Source organism: Limnobacter sp. UBA3528 (assembly GCF_002377005.1).
GTDB lineage: Bacteria > Pseudomonadota > Gammaproteobacteria > Burkholderiales > Burkholderiaceae_B > Limnobacter.
This window is the reverse complement of record NZ_DFOZ01000033.1, coordinates 9353-27225: the sequence shown is the minus strand read 5'-3', so window position 1 is coordinate 27225 and position 17873 is coordinate 9353. Positions and strand designations below refer to the sequence as shown.

20 protein-coding genes are annotated in these 17873 nt (G+C 51.5%); 4 read left to right on the top strand and 16 right to left on the bottom strand.

Annotated features, from left to right (window positions below; translation table 11 throughout):
• Positions 1–63 precede the first annotated feature (63 nt).
• Complete coding sequence (gene lysA / locus B4N58_RS10420) at positions 64–1371, top strand: diaminopimelate decarboxylase (protein ID WP_008249456.1); 1308 nt, start codon at positions 64–66, stop codon at positions 1369–1371.
• A 69-nt stretch (positions 1372–1440) separates the two neighbouring features.
• Here the strand turns inward: lysA and ccsB are convergent, their stop codons facing one another.
• The 3 genes from ccsB to B4N58_RS10405 all read right to left on the bottom strand — a co-directional run bounded on the left by ccsB (position 1441) and on the right by B4N58_RS10405 (position 5710).
• The gene (gene ccsB, locus B4N58_RS10415) at positions 1441–2781 is read right to left on the bottom strand and encodes a c-type cytochrome biogenesis protein CcsB (RefSeq protein ID WP_291748917.1); all 1341 of its coding nucleotides are present in this window, start codon (positions 2779–2781) and stop codon (positions 1441–1443) included.
• The gene (locus B4N58_RS10410) at positions 2778–4955 is read right to left on the bottom strand and encodes a cytochrome c biogenesis protein ResB (protein WP_291748915.1); all 2178 of its coding nucleotides are present in this window, start codon (positions 4953–4955) and stop codon (positions 2778–2780) included. Before B4N58_RS10410 ends, ccsB begins: the two co-directional genes overlap by 4 nt.
• Positions 4956–5059: 104 nt before the next feature.
• Complete coding sequence (locus B4N58_RS10405; RefSeq protein WP_414673779.1) at positions 5060–5710, bottom strand: c-type cytochrome; 651 nt, start codon at positions 5708–5710, stop codon at positions 5060–5062.
• Positions 5711–5879: 169 nt separating this feature from the next.
• Here B4N58_RS10405 and yihA point away from each other — a divergent pair, with 169 nt between their 5' ends.
• From yihA to B4N58_RS10390, 3 genes are read left to right on the top strand one after another with little or no spacing between them, the layout of a single operon-like run.
• Positions 5880–6542 (top strand): ribosome biogenesis GTP-binding protein YihA/YsxC, encoded by a 663-nt coding sequence (gene yihA, locus B4N58_RS10400; RefSeq protein ID WP_291748912.1) that lies wholly within the window; start codon positions 5880–5882, stop codon positions 6540–6542.
• Positions 6539–7534 carry a porphobilinogen synthase gene (gene hemB / locus B4N58_RS10395; RefSeq protein ID WP_008249437.1) on the top strand — a complete coding sequence of 332 codons (996 nt, stop codon included), beginning with the start codon at positions 6539–6541 and terminating at the stop codon, positions 7532–7534. The genes yihA and hemB overlap by 4 nt, the downstream gene beginning before the upstream one ends.
• A gap of 5 nt (positions 7535–7539) precedes the next feature.
• A complete protein-coding gene (locus tag B4N58_RS10390; RefSeq protein WP_008249435.1) occupies positions 7540–8583 on the top strand; it encodes a magnesium transporter CorA family protein in 1044 nt (347 codons plus the stop codon).
• Between the two features lie 13 nt (positions 8584–8596).
• Here B4N58_RS10390 and dsbD read toward each other — a convergent pair whose 3' ends face one another.
• The 13 genes from dsbD to rplO all read right to left on the bottom strand — a co-directional run bounded on the left by dsbD (position 8597) and on the right by rplO (position 17814).
• A complete protein-coding gene (gene dsbD / locus B4N58_RS10385; RefSeq protein ID WP_291748907.1) occupies positions 8597–10495 on the bottom strand; it encodes a protein-disulfide reductase DsbD in 1899 nt (632 codons plus the stop codon).
• Positions 10492–10836: a divalent-cation tolerance protein CutA gene (gene cutA, locus B4N58_RS10380; RefSeq protein WP_291748904.1), complete on the bottom strand. Its 345-nt coding sequence runs from the start codon at positions 10834–10836 to the stop codon at positions 10492–10494. Before cutA ends, dsbD begins: the two co-directional genes overlap by 4 nt.
• The gene (locus B4N58_RS10375) at positions 10833–11600 is read right to left on the bottom strand and encodes an ABC transporter permease (RefSeq protein WP_008249429.1); all 768 of its coding nucleotides are present in this window, start codon (positions 11598–11600) and stop codon (positions 10833–10835) included. Before B4N58_RS10375 ends, cutA begins: the two co-directional genes overlap by 4 nt.
• Positions 11593–12522: an ATP-binding cassette domain-containing protein gene (locus B4N58_RS10370; protein WP_291748899.1), complete on the bottom strand. Its 930-nt coding sequence runs from the start codon at positions 12520–12522 to the stop codon at positions 11593–11595. Before B4N58_RS10370 ends, B4N58_RS10375 begins: the two co-directional genes overlap by 8 nt.
• A 168-nt stretch (positions 12523–12690) precedes the next feature.
• Complete coding sequence (rplQ, locus tag B4N58_RS10365) at positions 12691–13089, bottom strand: 50S ribosomal protein L17 (protein ID WP_008249425.1); 399 nt, start codon at positions 13087–13089, stop codon at positions 12691–12693.
• A 33-nt stretch (positions 13090–13122) separates the two neighbouring features.
• Positions 13123–14103, bottom strand: coding sequence for a DNA-directed RNA polymerase subunit alpha (locus tag B4N58_RS10360; protein WP_008249422.1), 981 nt, complete (start codon positions 14101–14103; stop codon positions 13123–13125).
• Between the two features lie 72 nt (positions 14104–14175).
• Positions 14176–14799 (bottom strand): 30S ribosomal protein S4, encoded by a 624-nt coding sequence (rpsD, locus tag B4N58_RS10355; RefSeq protein ID WP_008249420.1) that lies wholly within the window; start codon positions 14797–14799, stop codon positions 14176–14178.
• A 76-nt stretch (positions 14800–14875) separates the two neighbouring features.
• Complete coding sequence (rpsK, locus tag B4N58_RS10350; protein WP_008249418.1) at positions 14876–15271, bottom strand: 30S ribosomal protein S11; 396 nt, start codon at positions 15269–15271, stop codon at positions 14876–14878.
• A 27-nt stretch (positions 15272–15298) separates the two neighbouring features.
• Positions 15299–15664, bottom strand: coding sequence for a 30S ribosomal protein S13 (gene rpsM, locus B4N58_RS10345; RefSeq protein ID WP_008249417.1), 366 nt, complete (start codon positions 15662–15664; stop codon positions 15299–15301).
• A 15-nt stretch (positions 15665–15679) separates the two neighbouring features.
• Positions 15680–15793 carry a 50S ribosomal protein L36 gene (gene rpmJ / locus B4N58_RS10340; protein ID WP_008249416.1) on the bottom strand — a complete coding sequence of 38 codons (114 nt, stop codon included), beginning with the start codon at positions 15791–15793 and terminating at the stop codon, positions 15680–15682.
• Between the two features lie 24 nt (positions 15794–15817).
• The gene (gene infA, locus B4N58_RS10335; protein ID WP_008249415.1) at positions 15818–16036 is read right to left on the bottom strand and encodes a translation initiation factor IF-1; all 219 of its coding nucleotides are present in this window, start codon (positions 16034–16036) and stop codon (positions 15818–15820) included.
• A 3-nt stretch (positions 16037–16039) separates the two neighbouring features.
• Positions 16040–17368 (bottom strand): preprotein translocase subunit SecY, encoded by a 1329-nt coding sequence (gene secY / locus B4N58_RS10330; protein WP_050771173.1) that lies wholly within the window; start codon positions 17366–17368, stop codon positions 16040–16042.
• Positions 17369–17379: 11 nt separating this feature from the next.
• Complete coding sequence (gene rplO / locus B4N58_RS10325; protein WP_008249413.1) at positions 17380–17814, bottom strand: 50S ribosomal protein L15; 435 nt, start codon at positions 17812–17814, stop codon at positions 17380–17382.
• Positions 17815–17873 lie beyond the last annotated feature (59 nt).

Below are 17873 nucleotides of genomic sequence, written 5' to 3'. Positions count from 1 at the left end.
TGGCTACGACAAACCTGAACAACAGCAAAACCGCTAAACCTACAATTTCGAGCAAATTTTACCGTGCAAAACAACTCAGTGAATCCCAGTGACCTAAACCCCCACTTACAGTTCGACAAAGCCAGTGGTGAACTCCAGTTCGAGAACACCGAGCTTTCCGGTTTGGCGCAGGAATTCGGAACACCCTTGTATGTGTATTCCGCCTCTTCCATCAAAGCAGCTTATCGTGCTTATGCCAGCGCCTGTCAGGGCTTGGCCCATGTCACCATTTGCTATGCCGTCAAAGCCAACTCCAATATTCATATTCTGAAATTGCTGGCTCAAGAGGGTGCAGGATTCGACATTGTGTCTGCCGGTGAACTGGCACGTGTCATCGCAGCCGGTGGTGCTCCTGAAAAGGCAGTGTTCGCAGGCGTGGGCAAATCCATGCAGGAAATTGAATACGCACTGGGTCAAGGCGTGGGCTGCTTCAACGTGGAATCTGAAGCCGAAATGGAGCGCGTGGCCCTGGTTGCCGAGAAATTGCAACGGAAAGCCAATGTGTCGCTGCGTGTGAATCCCGATGTCGATGCAAAAACCCATCCCTACATTTCCACGGGTCTGAAGGAAAACAAATTTGGCGTATCGATGAATGCGGCCAAACGGGTGTACCAATTTGCCAATGCGCACCCTTGGCTAAACGTCCATGGTATCGACTGCCACATTGGCTCTCAACTCACGGATGCGAGCCCCTATTTTGATGCACTGGACCGCGTACTCGCCTTGCTTGACCAATTGTCTGCTGAAGGCATTGAAATCAATCACCTCGACCTCGGTGGCGGTATCGGCATTCGTTATCTGGATGAAACGCCACCCACACCTGCTGAAGTACTGCCCAAATTAATCGCCAAAGTCCAAAGCTGGGCTCAGGCCAAGGGTCGAAGCATGCCCACCTTGTCATTCGAACCTGGTCGCTCAATTGTGGGCAATGCGGGTGTTTTGCTGACTCAGGTTGAATTTCTGAAAGAAAACGAAGGTAAGCACTTTGCGATCGTGGATGCAGCCATGAACGATTTGATGCGGCCGGCCATGTACAAAGCCTTCCATGGCGTAGTGGCTGTTCAGAACAACCCGCATGCCGCCGCACAGGAATACGATGTGGTGGGACCGGTGTGTGAATCGGGTGATTGGCTTGCAAAAAACCGCACACTCGCCATTGAACAGGGCGACTACCTTGCCATTTTGTCAGCGGGTGCTTACGGTCAAACCATGGCCTCCAACTACAACAGCCGTGGCCGTGCTGCCGAAGTACTTTTGGAAAACAGCAAAGTCACTTTGATTCGTCGGCGCGAAACCATTGAAGACCAGCTTCGCCCCGAACTGGATGTTTAATTTCTACCCGGTATAAAAAAAGCCCCGATTCGTTGTGAACCGGGGCTTTTTCACAGGTGCGAGATCTGTTTAGAGCTCGCCGTAGGAATGCAGACCGGACAGGAACATGTTCACGCCCAAGAAAGCAAAACCGGTGACCAGCAAACCCACCAAAGCCCAATACGAGGCGACCACGCCACGCAGGCCTTTCACCAAACGCATGTGTAGCCAGGCAGCGTAGTTCAGCCACACCACCAGCGCCCAAGTTTCTTTCGGATCCCATTGCCAGTATGCGCCCCAAGCCTCTGCGGCCCACAATGCACCCAAAATGGTTGCAACCGTGAAAAAAGCAAAGCCCACAGCAATCGATTTGTACATCACATCATCGAGCACTTCCAGTGCGGGCAAGGCGTCTGCAATGCGCTTGCGCGCCAGCAAAATCGCGCCCACCACAGCACAACCGATGCCCAGGTACAACGCCCAGTAAATCGAAATGCCTTCTGTGCGAAACACCATGGGTTCCAGGAACATCAACACACCCAAAATACCCGTAGGGATCAATGCCTTGATGCTGGGTGCATGGGCATACACTTTCAGCAGGTAGGCAAAAGCCACCATTGCGGCAATCGAAAAAGTACCATAACCAATGAAGTTGGCAGGTACGTGAATTTTCATCCACCAGCTTTGCAGCGCAGGCACCAAGGGCTGAATGGCATAGGCTTGGCGCTCTACACCGTACCAGGCCAAAAAGCCCACTGCAGCCACCACCACCAACATGACGAAGGCACCCAGCTGACGCGTTTTGTACACCTGTTCATAAAACAGGTAATACATCGCAGTGATCAGGGCGAACAACACGAACACTTCATACAAGTTGGAAACTGGAATATGACCCACATCCGGACCAATCAGGTAGCTTTCATACCAGCGAATAAACATGCCGGCAAAGCCCATTACCACCGCGCCCCAAGTCAGCGCCGTGCCCACGAAACTTGCGGTGGGTGAACGTCCAACCAAGCCAATCCAGTAAGCCACAGTGGCCACCACAAACATCACGCCCATCCACAATATGGCGGACTGGCTTGAAAGCAGGTACTTCAGGAAAAACTTCTGCTCTGCGGCGGCCAAATCACCGTTGTAACTCGAAATGGCGAGCAAGCTCAAACCTGCCACAGTCAAAATCAGCCATTTCAGTGATCCCCAGCGATAAGCCATGTAGGCCGTTACTGGCACACAACTCCACAAAATAGTGATCTCGTAAATATCCATGAAGCTGTGGTATTGCTGCGAGGCATAACCCGCCGCGGCCACCAACAATGCGGCAAACGCAAAATCACTCCAATGAAATGATTTGGAAAACCAGCCCGCTTTCTTGGTAGGCAAGCCAGGCTTCTCGCCCGCGGGGGTTTGATTAATCCACGTCGAACTCATACTGCATCTCCTGCCGAGGCTGCTTTGGGCGCAGCCCTGCTGTTCAATTCATTCACAAACTGCTCGTACTCTTTTTCAAAATCCATGGTCTTTCGAGTGGTAGACATACCCATCATCACTTTGGAACCATGCTCATCCTGTGTAACCCAGAAAAACGCCCGGCGCTCACGGATGTAGAACATCGAAAATACCCCGATGCACAAAAACAAACAACCCAAGTACACAATCCATTGTCCCGGCGCTTTGGCCAACTGGAACACACTGGCCTTCACTTCATCGAACTGGTCTAGCTGAAACATCACAGGTGCGCCATACAGTGACAGGTCCGACAAAGCAATTTGAGCGTCCTGCACGAACCGGCCATGCACTTCATCAGGCACCGCCGGGGGCAAGTTGGCTGTGGTGCGTGAAAGTTGATAAACCTCCCACATGGCGCCTTGCAACAGGCGAATAATCACGTCGCTTGCTTTTTCGCGCTCACCCTCTGGCACTGTGCTTTCTATAAACTGCGCAATGGCAGGCAAGCCCGACAGTGAATTGTTCAGACCAGCAAAACGCTCCAAGGCCCGCTGCGCACTGTCAGCCACGCTGGCGACCAACTGGGTAGAATCAGGCCTGTCACCAAAAGCCTGCTGCGCAAAACGCTGGGCTGCTGTTCTACGAATCTCATCATTTTGCAGGGCCGCGCGGAAACGCATGAAACCCTCCAGTTGACCATTGTCGTCCACTGGAATTCGCAGATACTTAAAGCCGTCTGCCGGGGTTTCACGCACACCCGCCAAATAATAGCGTCCGCCATCCAGGTTAATGGGCAACATGTAATTGTGAAACTCACGGGCTTGCCCCGCCTGGTCCCGCAACTTGTAGGTAATGCTGGGGCCAATGTTCGTGAATTTGGTCTTTGCGTCCTCTTTTACACCAGGGCCCAACACGCTGGCCAGGTTGGTCTCGAAAGGTGATAAGGCATCGGCATTGCCCAAGGCCAAATCATCCACACTCACCTGATCGGCATTGTCTACAGGCAAAGCTTCCACGTTGATCGATTTGAACGCGGTAAACTCCACCTTCAAATCCTTGCTCAAGTCACCCTGCAACTGGCTTAGGTCTCTAGCACCACCCACGATGCCATCCAGGTCAAAGCGATAATCACGTTCACCGGTTAGCGGAATGCCCTTCAGCTGAACCTTGGTACCCCCATCGTCGAAGCTGGATTGGTAAACAGTCACACCCTTGTAAATCAGCGGTTTGTTCACCTCAATCGTGGCTTCAAATCGCTCCTGTGTTTCCGGGTCAAACACGACAACATCACTGGCAAACAACTTGGGCATGCCAGTGCTGTAAAAATCAATTCGAAACTCTTTCAGGGTCAGCTCAAAAGGCAGGTCCTGCACCAGCAGACCATCGTCAGTATTCAACACCGCCACCCGGCTGGTTTCACCCTCCGGCAAAAGCAAATTGGCCCTGTAGCTGGGGTTTGCAGTGCCCAACCGCGCTTTTTCAGGAATGCCTGCAGTAATCTCTGCACCTGTCACCGGCGTTTTGCCTGTCGCCCATACCGCAACTTGCAAGGGTACTGCGCTATCAAGCAAACCACCAATACAAATCACAATAATCGACAAATGCGCAGCAATGTAGCCAAAGCGGTTCGCGCTGCCTGCTTTGGCAGCCACCATGGTGCCATTGTCGCGCACCGATTGCTTCACCTTGAAACCCTTGTGCTCCAGCCACTCCGTGATGATTCCCGGTAAAGCATCCGACTTTTCACTGAAACGACCTTCCCACCGGTGAGCGAATGCCCTCAAACTATTCTCGCGAATATTCTCGCGGTACACCCTCATTTCCTTGATCATCTTCGGTGTATTGCGATACACACACAAGGAAGTAGACACTACCAAAAAAGCCATTACGGCGATAAACCAGGGCGCGTTGTATATTCGGAACAGTCCCATAGGCTCGAAAAACGAAGCCCAGAAAGGTCCAAACTGGTTCACGTAATTCACCCAAGGATCGGCCTGACCCACCACCGTACCAATCGCAGAGGCAATACAAATCAGGGTCAGCAAGCTAATGGCAAAGCGCATGGAGCCCAACAGCTCCATCAAACTGACCCAAAACGATTGTTTGCCCATTCTTGGTGGGTTCAAATTGTTTGCAATGTCCCCTGAACTACTCACACGCTTCCCCGCTATTAACTCTGTGTACTCTTCTGGCTCTGCCCATGTCGAAAAAAAAGGGGCTATTCTCTAGCCCCTTTTTGACCGGCGATTGCGTCAAATGTTCAACGCAAACCTGCAATGTAATCAGACACTGCTTTCATTTCCTTGTCCGACATCTTGTTTGCAATCACAGTCATCTGTTCACTGTTGTTACGCACACCGTCACGGAAAGCGACCAATTGGCTTTCTGTGTACTCTGCATGCTGCCCACCCAAACGTGGATACTGGGCTGGAATACCGGCACCATTCGGGCTGTGACAACCGGCACAGGCTGGAATCTTTTTGTCAGCGATACCGCCACGATAAATCTTCTCGCCCAAGGCCAGGGTGTCTTTGTTCTTGGCAGAACCCAAGGTCTGCTTCTGTGCGGCCAGGTAAGCAGACACGTTCTTCATGTCTTCGTCCGACAAAGCAGCCGCAAAACCGGCCATGATCGCATTGTCACGCAGCGGCTTCTCGCCATCTTTACCTGGCTTGAAATTCACCAACTGCTTGTACAGATACTCCGCATGCTGACCGGCGATCTTGGGGTAAATAGAGGCCGAGGAATTACCGTCGGCACCATGGCAGGCTACACACTGCTGCATGATTTCCTTGCCCTTGGCCAGGTCTGGCTTGAACACTTCAACGGGGCCAGCAGCCTGGGCCACAGACATTGAAAACATCAAAGTGGCAAACAGAGAACTCAGTTTTAACGTTGTCAGCTTGTTCAGCATGGTCAAAAACCCATCAAAAAGTGCATCAAAATTAGTAAGGCAAACTGAAAACCTGCAGTGACCTGCGCCCGCCGCTCAAGGAACGCCCGAGCCAAACGCAAGCAAAGTTTTCACAAACCCTAGATTATAACCACTCAAGCGGCTGTCTTGCATCTAAAATGTGCGCATGACAATCAATTTCCACAACACGCATTTCGAGATCTCCGCATCTCGCATGGTCGAATGCCCGGGCGCCAGCGTCCCCGAGATCGTATTTGCCGGGCGCTCAAACGCCGGCAAGTCCACGGCCATTAACACCCTGTGCAAACAGCGGCAATTGGCCTATGCCAGTAAAATGCCCGGCCGCACCCAGCTTCTCAACTTCTTTCATGTCATTGAGCAGGCAGAGCCGATTGCACGCCTCGTCGACCTTCCTGGCTACGGTTTTGCGCAACTGGCCCAAACCAGTCAAAGCGTATGGGACAAAGAGCTGGGCAGTTACCTGGCCGAACGGCCAAGTTTGGTAGGCACAGTACTGATCGTCGACTGTCGTAGAGGTCTGCTTGAACTCGATTACGCCTTGATAAAATGGGTAGGGCATCGCCAGTTGCCTGTACACATTCTGCTGTCCAAGGCGGACAAATTCAACAGGCAAGAACAGGTGCTGGCCTTGCGCGCCACCCAGAAAGCCCTCGACCCTTATCGGGTGAACGGCCATGAAATCACGGTTCAACTGTGGTCAGCCTTGAAAAAAATCGGCATGGTTGAACTGGAAACCCAACTGTCAAACTGGGTCCGCCCCGCGGTATCCACCCCCGACACACCCGAAAACGAGCCGCCGACATCATGACCCAACATTTGTATCATCGCCCCCGGCGCCTGCGCCGAACAGACGCACTGCGCCGCTTGGTGTCAGAACACACTTTAAGTGCAGCCGACTTCATCTATCCCGTGTTCGTCATACCTGGCAGCAACAAACGTGAAGCAGTGGCCTCCATGCCCGGCGTCGAGCGACTGTCGCTCGACCTTTTGTTTGCCAAAGCCGAGCAATGCCTGGAACTGGGAGTACCGGTCATGGCCTTGTTCCCGGTCATTGAAACCGACAAAAAAACCACAGACGGCCTGGAAGCCACCAACCCTGAAGGTTTGGTTCCCCATGCGGTGCGTGAACTGAAAAAGCGCTTTCCAGAATTGATGTTGCTGACTGACGTCGCACTCGACCCGTTCACCAGTCACGGGCAAGATGGCCTGATCGACGACCAGGGCTATGTGCTGAATGACGAAACCGTTGAAGTGTTGCAAATGCAGGCTTTGGTACAAGCGCAGGCAGGCGTGGATATCGTCGCCCCCAGCGACATGATGGACGGTCGCATTGGCGCCATTCGCGAAACCCTCGAAGCGAACCGCTGCATCCACACCAGCATCATGGCCTACTCCGCGAAATACGCCTCGGCTTTTTACGGTCCCTTCCGCGACGCTGTGGGCTCCAGTGGCAACCTGGGCAAAAGCAACAAAAAAGTGTATCAAATGAATCCAGCCAACAGCAACGAAGCGCTGCTGGAAGTCGGCATGGACCTCGATGAAGGCGCAGACATGGTCATGGTGAAACCAGGCATGCCTTACCTGGACATTTTGTGGCGCGTGAAAGAGAAATTTGCCCGCCCCACTTTCGCCTATCAGGTCAGCGGAGAATACGCCATGATCAAGGCCGCCGCACAAAACGGCTGGCTTGATGAAAACGCAGTCATGCTCGAATCCTTGCTGGCCTTCAAACGCGCTGGCGCAGACGGCATACTGACCTACTTCGCACTCGACGCGGCAAAACTTCTGAAACAGGGTTAATTCGCATGGGAATCTGGACGCATCTGACTCAAGACAAGATCAAGAAGTTAAGTGATGCGCCCAACCAGCTGCCCGAGTCAGGATTTCTATGGCTCGACACACAACTCGACGAAGAGTTGTCATGGCTGCCAACTGTGGAGTCCTTGCTGGGCTTCAAGCTGGATGAGCTGCACCTGGAAGACCTCGGCAACACCTTTCATCCCAGTCACTTCGACATTGGTGATGGCTACAACATTCTGATTATCCGGTCACTGTCCAGCAAACCCCTGTTTGACGAACACAATCGGCTCAGCATCAAAACACGCCCCGTATTTTTCGTCATTACCCCAAAGCTGTTGGTGACATTCCGGCCCAGAGACAGTCGCACATTTGCCATGGCCCGCAAATTCGTCGACAGCGCACCTGAAAAATCGCTGGATGAAATCGAAACGTTCCTGAAGTTCAAACGTGCGCCCGCCGGCACAGACGAGCTCATGATCCAGCTCGTCAGTAATCTTGTGGACCGTTTCATGGAAACCCGAATCGAAATTTCCGAGCAACTGGATCGCTGGCAACGCGATTTGCTGAACCCACGCAAACGCTTCCAGGACTGGAATGCCCTGCTTGCGGCCCGCAACGAAATGAATCGACTGGAATCCGTTGCCCAAGACCAGCGCGATGCGCTCACTGACTGGCAAGACGATCAGGAACGTGAAGGCCGCATGGCAGCCTCTCTACAAGTGAACGCACGCGACACGCTTGAACACCTCGAGCGAGTCGTCAGCCTTACCCGCCGTTTGGGCGCAAACACAGAAACTGCGGTGCAGCTTCACTTCTCGGCCACAGCACATAAAACGAATGAGATTGTCACCGTACTGACCATGCTGACAGCGCTGTTCATGCCGCTGACACTGATCAGCGGTATTTTTGGCATGAACTTTGAAGAAATGCCTTTCTTGAAAAACCCGAACGGATTCTGGATCAGCTTGGGGCTCATGGGCCTCTCCAGCGTCATTTCGGTCGCACTAATCTTCTGGATCAAAGGTCGAAATCACCTCGGCAAACCATGAGGCCACATCAACATCACAACCCAAGGCTGGGGCGAATCTGGTTCAAGGTCTGATCAAATCGCTTTGCATTCTGAAAACCAATGACCTGATGAATTGACTCTGTTTGCCTCGCTGGGAAAAACAAAATTGCAGGAGGTCCGAACAGGCTGAATTGCTTCAACAAAGCTTGGTCACCCGCAGTATTGTCGGTCACGTCTACCTGCACCAAACGAATACCCATGAGCTTTTCTTTGACCGAGCTATCAGTCAAGGTAAACAACTCAAACTCTTTACAACTCACACACCAATCCGCATAAAAATCAAGCATCACCGGCTGCGGGCTCGATTCAATCAAACTCAAAACATCCTCACTCCGCACCTTCTCAAACGCAGGCTTACCGGTTGAAAGCTGTTGGGACGTACCCTCCACAACGGCGCGCTGTCCATTCAAGCCAGCCAAAGGCTGAAGCAGACTGCTTGAGCCAGAAAACAGGCCCATCAGATAAATCAAAGCCAAAAGCGTAAACAGCAAACCGAAAGTTTTGCTGATCACCTTGCCTCTTGAGCCCATGGTCGCCATGCTGCTTGCGCCATGAAACAGCGCAGCAGCAGTCATACAGGCCAACAATGCCCACATCGCCATGACCAGCCAAACCGGTGTCACTGGCGTAATTGTCCATACAGCAACTGCCAGCAAAACAAAACCGAACGCTGCCGACACCCAACTCATCCAGGCTCCGGCTTTTGGCAAGGCAGCACCCGCACCGGCTGCGAATAACACCAAAGGCAAACCCATGCCCAGGGCCAGCAAAAACAACGCTGCTCCGCCCAATACTGCGTCACCAGTTTGGCCGATATACAACAACGCACCCGCCAACGGGGGCGCAACACACGGACCTAACAACAACGCCGACAAAACACCCATAACCAACACCGGAATGAATTGCCCACCTTTCAGACGACCTGTTTTCTCTTGCAACCACCCTTGAAAACTCGCCGGCAATTGCAGTGAATATCCCAACAACAGCGCAACACCCAGCATCGCCAACACGCCACCAAACGCCCACAACACCGGTGGCTGTTGCATGGCCATGACCAGGCTTTGCCCGGTCAGCCCGGCCAGTACACCCAACAAAGCGTACGTCAGAGCCATACCCAACACATACACCAAGGCCAGAGCCATGGGCTTTGCTTTGCCCGCCCCGTGGCTACCAGCCTGCTGCCCGACCACCAAACTGCTGACAATTGGCAACATCGGCAAAGTACACGGTGTAAAAGCCAATAACAAACCCAAACCGAAAAATACCGGCAAGACCACCAGCCACGATTGAGCCGCCAGCCTGCTGGCCAAGTCGCCCGCTTCATCTGCAGGCAAACCAGCGCGGGATTGCTTGCTGTTTGTTGAGGGCAAATCAGACGTCTTTCCGAAGAATGCACCTACTCCACCACCTAACACCCCACCCAGCAATCCACTTTCCTTGAATACCACCGGCGTCGTCATAGGCGGGTAACACAACCCAGCATCCGCACACCCTTGGGAGATCATCACAGCTTTGGCCATATCCACTGGGTTATTACCCAAGCCATAGCGAATCTGAAACGCCATCTCACCCCGAAGTGCCTCAATTTCCTGATTCAAAAATTCATCAAACTTGCGATCGCCCCGAGGCAACTCAACAAATTCAAACACCGGCAAATTCATTGGGTTCTCAAGCGCAAAACGCTCACGGTACAGGTAATACTCAGGCGCAACTTTGGCGCGTACGTCGATCAGACAATCCTCAACACAAGCAGGATCTTGCACACTCAAAGTGAACTGAAAAGCCTCTTCTGGTGGCAAAAAATCATTGGCGCGCGCCTGGCTCAAACCCACCCACAAGTTTGCCAGCAGCAATAACGCTGGCAACATCCACCGCACAGCTCTGTCGCTCATGCCCCTACCCCCTTCTTGCCACTGGCAGCAATCCAGTCAAGGTAGGGCACATGCCCATCTGCAATTGGCAGCATGATTAACTCCGGCACATCATAGCCGTGCAAATACGGCAAAGCTCTCTTCAATTCTTCGCATTGCGATTCCGAACACTTCATCATCAACATCCATTCCTTGGCCTGCTCGACCTTTCCCTGCCAGCGATACACCGACTCAATCGGGCCCACAATATTCACACAAGCCACCAGCTGCTCGTCCACCAATCGATGGGCCAACTCACAGGCCCGCTCGTGTGACCCCACTGTCGAATAAGCCACCCAACAGCGTTCCGCCTTATTCCTCATGCGCCTTTCCGTTTAAACCTGCGTTCGGTCAAGAAGATCGCCAACCCTATTCCCACTGTCGCATAGACAGCCATTTGGGCTAAAAGTGCCGGCAACATGCTGAAATCGCGAGCATAAATACCCCGAAGCGCATCCACCACCACTGAAAGTGGCATGTAGTCAGCCACCCTCATTAACCATTCAGGCAACTGCTCCCTTGGGAAAAATGCGCCCGACAAAAATGTCATTGGCGTCACAACCAAGGTGAAATAGAACATAAAGAAATCGTAGCTGGGAGCCCTTGCGTTGATACACAGCCCAAACCCGGCAAACATCAAACAAGCAAGAATCAGCACTAGCCAGGACAAAATCCAGAACTGAACATCACCAATGCCCAAAAGCGCCACAATCAATAACATGGCTCCTGTGCTGATCAAACCTTTACTTGCAGCCCAACTGCATTCACCCAAAACCACCTCACGCAAACGAACCGGCGTGTTCATGATCACCTGCCATGTTTTTTGAGTGTGCATGCGTGAAAATGCAGAATACAACGCCTCAAATGTTGGCGCGTTCATCGCACTAATACAAACCGCGCCCACAGCGAGGTAGTTCAAGTAAGGCATGCCTCCCACATTGGGCAACATCGACCCAAGTCCCAATCCAAAAGCCATCAAGGCCATCACCGGATCGACTACATTGCCAAGCAGAGAGGGGAGCGCCAGCTTTCGCCACACCAAAAAGTTTCGGCGCCACACCTGAAATACCGCATGAAAATTAATCATCGCGCAAAGCCCTACCGGTCAAGGAGAAAAACACGTCTTCGAGATTTCCCGGGCGATAAATATAGTCCACATCGGATTGAGGCGAACCCTTCAGTGCCTCCAACATTTCATCCGCTTTTTCATTCCTGAAATAAAAAGTCTCGCCTCGCTGCTCCATCGGCTCACCCTCCGAACCCACAAGCTGTGTTACGCAACGCGCGGCGCCCGTACCCCATAACTCCAGCACTGCGTGGCCAACCACATTGCGTATCAGCGTCAGAGGTTTGTCACAGGCCACGATATCGCCGTGATCCAGTACAGCTACGCGATCCGCCAGTCGCTGTGCTTCATCCATGTAGTGCGTGGTTAAAAACATCGCCATGCCCTGGCGCTTCAGATCAACCAATCGATCCCAAATCACATGTTTTGCTTGCGGATCAAGGCCTGTCGTCGGCTCATCGAGAAACAGAACCTTCGGCTGATTGATCAAAGCCCTGGCCAGCATCAAACGTCTACGCATTCCACCTGACAAGGTGGCCACGGAATCATTCCTGCGGTTAACCAACTGCGCGAAACTTAACAGCAACTCTGCACGCTCGCGCAACTTGTCACCGTGTAGGCCAAAGTATCGACCAAACACCATCAAGTTCTCAAATACGGTGAAATCGGGGTCTAGTGCATCGTATTGCGGCACAACACCCACCTCCTGTCTGGCAAGGTGTCCGGCATCAGGAAGTCTCTTTCCCAGCAACTCCACCACACCTGAATCTGCTTGCGCCAAGCCCAAAGCCAAGGCAATCGTAGTTGACTTTCCGGCACCATTGGGCCCCAGCAACGCCACACACTCACCGGCGCTTAGAGAGAAATTCAAACCTGTCAGTACATCGCGCCCACCATAGGTTTTGCGCACGCCACTCAAAGTCAATACAGTAGAACCAGCCACTTACCAGCATCCCCAACAACTGTCACCACAACATCGGCTTACAAAAGAAAATAAAAAAGCCGCGCTAGCATAAGCTAACACGGCTTTCTCACAACTGATTCCAGACCACTGACATTCAGCATCACTTGAAGCGGCAACATCGTTACCCCACCAAGTAATGTCAAATAGTTAGGCCTGCTCTTCAGCGATTTCTACGATCTCAGCAGTTTCCGGACGATCCACCAATTCAACCAAAGCCATTGGTGCATTGTCGCCTTTGCGGAAACCGAACTTCAGAACACGCATGTAACCACCTGGGCGAGCAGCGTAACGAGGACCGATCTCGTCGAACAGCTTCACAACCATTTCACGATCACGCAAGCGGCTAAATGCCAGACGCTTGTTGGCCAGTGTTGGCGACTTGCCCATAGTGATAATGGGTTCTGCAATTTTGCGCAGTTCCTTGGCCTTTGGCAGCGTTGTTTTGATCACTTCGTGACGCAACAAAGCGTTGGTCATGTTTCTAAACATTGCAAGGCGGTGGCTGCTGGTGCGATTTAGTTTACGCAATCCATGACGGTGACGCATTTTAAATATCCTTCAATCTAACAAACGCTAAGCTCAAGGCTTATCGAGACCGGCGGGTGGCCAGTTTTCCAATTTCATACCGAGTGTCAAACCGCGTGCGGCCAACACCTCCTTGATTTCGTTCAATGACTTGCGACCCAGATTAGGAGTCTTCAACAACTCGTTTTCCGTGCGCTGAATCAGATCGCCGATGTAGTAAATATTCTCTGCTTTCAAACAGTTTGCCGAACGCACAGTCAGTTCCAGATCATCGACTGGGCGCAACAGAATTGGATCAACCTGTGGCGCACGCTGCGAAACTTCAGGTTCAGCAGTATTTTCCAATGCTGCAAACACAGATAGTTGTTCGACCAGAATACGTGCAGCCAGACGAATTGATTCCTCAGGCGACAACACGCCATTGGTTTCAATCGACATCACCAAACGGTCCAAGTCGGTACGTTGTTCTACACGCGCGCTTTCGACGGCGTATGAAACACGCTTAACAGGGCTAAATGATGCGTCCAACACGATACGGCCAATTGCCTTGCTTGGCTCGTCAGGAAAACGACGAACTGAACCTGGCACGTAACCACGACCTTTCTCCACTTTGATTTGCATATCCAGCTTGCCGCCTTGCGACAAATGGGCAATCACGTGATCCGGGTTGATGATTTCCACATCATGAGGAAGCTCGATATCACCTGCAGTCACTACACCCTCAACCTCGCGCTTCAAAGTCACGGTCACCACATCTCGTGACTCCAACTTGAACACGATACCCTTCAGGTTCAACAACAGGTCAACTACGTCTTCCTGCACACCATCCAGAGTCGAGTATTCATGAACCACCCCAGCTATCGACACCTCTGTAGGTGCATAGCCGATCATGGATGACAACAGTACACGACGCAGAGCATTGCCCAGAGTGTGGCCATAACCACGCTCGAACGGCTCCATCACTACTTTTGCACTATTGGGGGCGACTGTCTCGACCTCAACAATACGGGGCTTCAGCAAGCTAGCATTAAACATTCAAAATCCTTTTCAATACCCTCGGCTCGTTACACCGATAAGGCTGGGGATCCCTGGGATCAGTTAATCAAATTAACGTGAGTACAATTCAACGATCAAGCTTTCGTTGATCTCTTGGGAGAGGTCAGCACGCTCGGGAACACTCTTAAAAGAGCCTTCCAACTTCTTCGCATCCACATTAACCCACAGGGGGAAACCCATCTGCTCGGCCAAAGTTACAGACTCAACGATACGTGCCTGTGTCTTCGACTTTTCGCGAATGGAAATAACGTCATTCAACTTCACAGAGTAGGAAGGAATGTTAACGGCCTTGCCATTCACCAAAATTGCCTTGTGGCTCACCAGCTGACGTGCTTCGGCGCGAGTGGAGCCAAAACCCATGCGATAAACCACATTGTCCAAACGAGACTCCAACAACTGCAACAATGTTTCGCCAGTGTTGCCTTTGCGGCGTGAGGCTTCCGCGAAATAACGACGGAACTGCTTTTCCAGCACGCCGTACATGCGCTTTACTTTCTGCTTTTCACGCAATTGTTGACCATAGTCAGACGTACGAGCACCGGAGGTGCGACCATGCTGACCTGGCTTTGAATCAAGCTTGCACTTGGAATCGAGACTGCGGCGTGCACTTTTCAGACTTAAGTCTGTGCCTTCACGACGCGACAACTTACACTTTGGACCTGTATATCTAGCCACTTGAAACCTCTTTCATTACGCGATTTGACTCGCTTCAGTCCGTCAAACAATCTGACGAACAATGGTCTTAAAAAAATTAGATGCGACGACGCTTGGGAGGACGACATCCGTTGTGCGGGATCGGAGTGATGTCAGAAATACTGGTCACTTTGATACCCAATGCATTCAAAGCACGTACGCTAGACTCACGGCCGGGGCCTGGTCCTTTAATAAGCACTTCAACTGTTTTGATACCGCATTCCTGTGCAGCCTTACCCGCAACCTCAGCAGCCACCTGAGCAGCAAAGGGAGTCGACTTGCGAGAGCCCTTGAAGCCTTGAGCACCCGATGTAGACCAAGCCAAAGCATTGCCCTGACGGTCAGTGATCGTGATGATGGTGTTGTTGAATGATGCGTGTACGTGCGCAATACCGTCAGAAATATTCTTTTTGACTTTCTTGCGTGCGCGGTTATTCGCTGTTCCTTTGGCCATTTGGCTAACCTTCCTATGATTACCTGATTATTTCTTCAGTGCGATACCAGCACGCTTCGGACCCTTGCGAGTACGAGAGTTGGTGCGAGTACGCTGACCACGTACAGGCAGACCCTTACGGTGACGGAAACCACGATAGCAACCCAAATCCATCAAACGCTTGATGTTCATGGTTACTTCACGGCGCAGATCACCCTCAGTCAGGTACTTGCCCACTTCGTCACGCAGCTTTTCCAAATCTGCGTCGTCGAGGTCTTTAACCTTCTTGGACTCAGGAATTGAGGTCACTGCACAAATTTTCTTGGCGGTGGAACGACCAATGCCGAAAATAGCAGTCAGACCGATTACGGTATGCTGGTGGCTTGGAATGTTAATGCCGGCAATACGAGCCATTTAAATCCCCTTTTATTAACCTTGACGCTGCTTGTGGCGCGGCTCAGAACAAATCACGCGAACAACGCCTTTGCGCTTGATCACTTTGCATTTTCTACAAATCTTTTTTACAGATGCCTGAACTTTCATGGCGAAACTCCAAAAAGAACCAATTCATTTGGCTCGAAAAACAATTCGTGCTCTGGACAAGTCGTACGGCGTCAACTCAACCGTCACCTTGTCACCAGGAAGAATGCGAATATAGTTCATGCGCATCTTGCCTGATATGTGACCAAGCACCACGTGACCATTTTCCAATTTCACTCGAAAAGTGGCGTTAGGGAGGTTCTCTACTACCTCTCCCTGCATTTGGATAACGTCGTCTTTAGACAATCACTACCTCGTTAATCCAGAACCTTTGAAGCTTGATTTCTTCAACAGGCTGTCGTATTGCTGGGACATCACGTAGGCCTGAACCTGTGCCATGAAATCCATCGCAACCACTACAATAATCAACAGAGATGTACCGCCAAAATAGAACGGAACACTCAATCCCAAAACCAGGAATTCAGGCAGCAGACACACCAAAGTGATATAAGCTGCACCAATCAGGGTTAAACGAGTCAACACCTTATCGATGTATCGTGACGTTTGCTCACCAGGGCGAATTCCAGGCAAAAATGCACCGCTTTTCTTTAAGTTATCTGCCGTCTCTCTGCTGTTAAACACCAAGGCGGTGTAAAAGAAACAGAAAAACACGATCGCAGCAGCGTAAAGCAACATGTACAGAGGGTGTCCAGGAGAAAGAGTCTGTGACACCTCTTTCAAGAAACCAACCACTGCACCATCACCGGAACCAAACCAACTCGTCAAAGTTGCAGGCAGCAAAATAATGCTGGATGCAAAAATCGGAGGAATCACACCGGCCATGTTCAACTTCAGTGGCAAGTGCGAAGTTTGTCCCTGGTAAATTTTGTTTCCAACCTGTCGCTTTGCGTAATTCACAGTGATCTTGCGTTGACCGCGTTCAACGAACACAACCAAATAAGTCACAGCCACTGCGAGAACTACAATCATCAAAGCAACAAGAGAGTTCATCGCACCAGTTCTCACCAGTTCAAACAACCCACCAATCGCTCCAGGCAAGCCAGCTGCAATGCCAGCAAAGATCAAAATCGAGATGCCGTTACCCAAACCACGTTCTGTAATCTGCTCACCCAACCACATCAAAAACATGGTTCCAGTAACCAAAGAAACAGCCGTAGTAAATCGGAACGCCATACCCGGATCAATCACCAGACCAGCCTGGGACTCTAAGGCTATTGAAATACCAATCGCCTGAAAGGTGGCCAAAAAGAAAGTGCCGTAGCGTGTGTATTGGGTAATCTTGCGACGACCCGCCTCACCTTCCTTTTTTAAAGCCTCCAACTGCGGAACCACCACACTGGCCAATTGCATAACAATCGACGCAGAAATGTAGGGCATGATGCCCAAGGCAAAGACGGTAAAACGGGACAAAGCCCCGCCCGAGAACATGTTGAACATGCCCAAGATACCGCCTTGCTGGCTATCAAACAGCTGCTTGAGCTGGGTAGGATCGATTCCAGGTACTGGAATGTGTGCGCCAATACGATACACAATCAGAGCCAACAACAAAAATACCAGACGCTTGCGCAAGTCGGTAAATTTGTTGGATGACGCCAATGTAGATGGATTAAAGGCCACGCGATACTCTCTTAAGCGTTAATGGTGCCGCCAGCTGCCGAGATGGCCTCTGCTGCGCCTTTCGTTGCCTTAATGCCGTTCAGTACCACAGCACGCTTGATTTCACCAGCCAGAATAACTTTCACTGACAAAGTTTGAGCAGGAACCAGACCAGCTTGCTTCAAAGTCAGAATATCTACGGTGTCTACGGCCAAAGTGTCCAGATCGGTCAAACGGATCTGAGCATTAAAGGCAGCGGTACGTGAAGAGAAACCACGCTTCGGCAAACGACGGTGCATTGGCATTTGACCGCCTTCAAAACCGACTTTGTGAAAACCGCCACTGCGTGACTTTTGACCTTTGTGACCACGGCCAGCTGTTTTACCCCAGCCAGAACCAATACCACGGCCCACGCGCTTGCGGTTAAACTTACTGCCTGGTGCAGGTGCAAGTGTATTCAGTTCCATTATGCAGCCTCAACTTTCAACAGGTATGACACCTTGTTAATCATTCCACGCACTTCGGG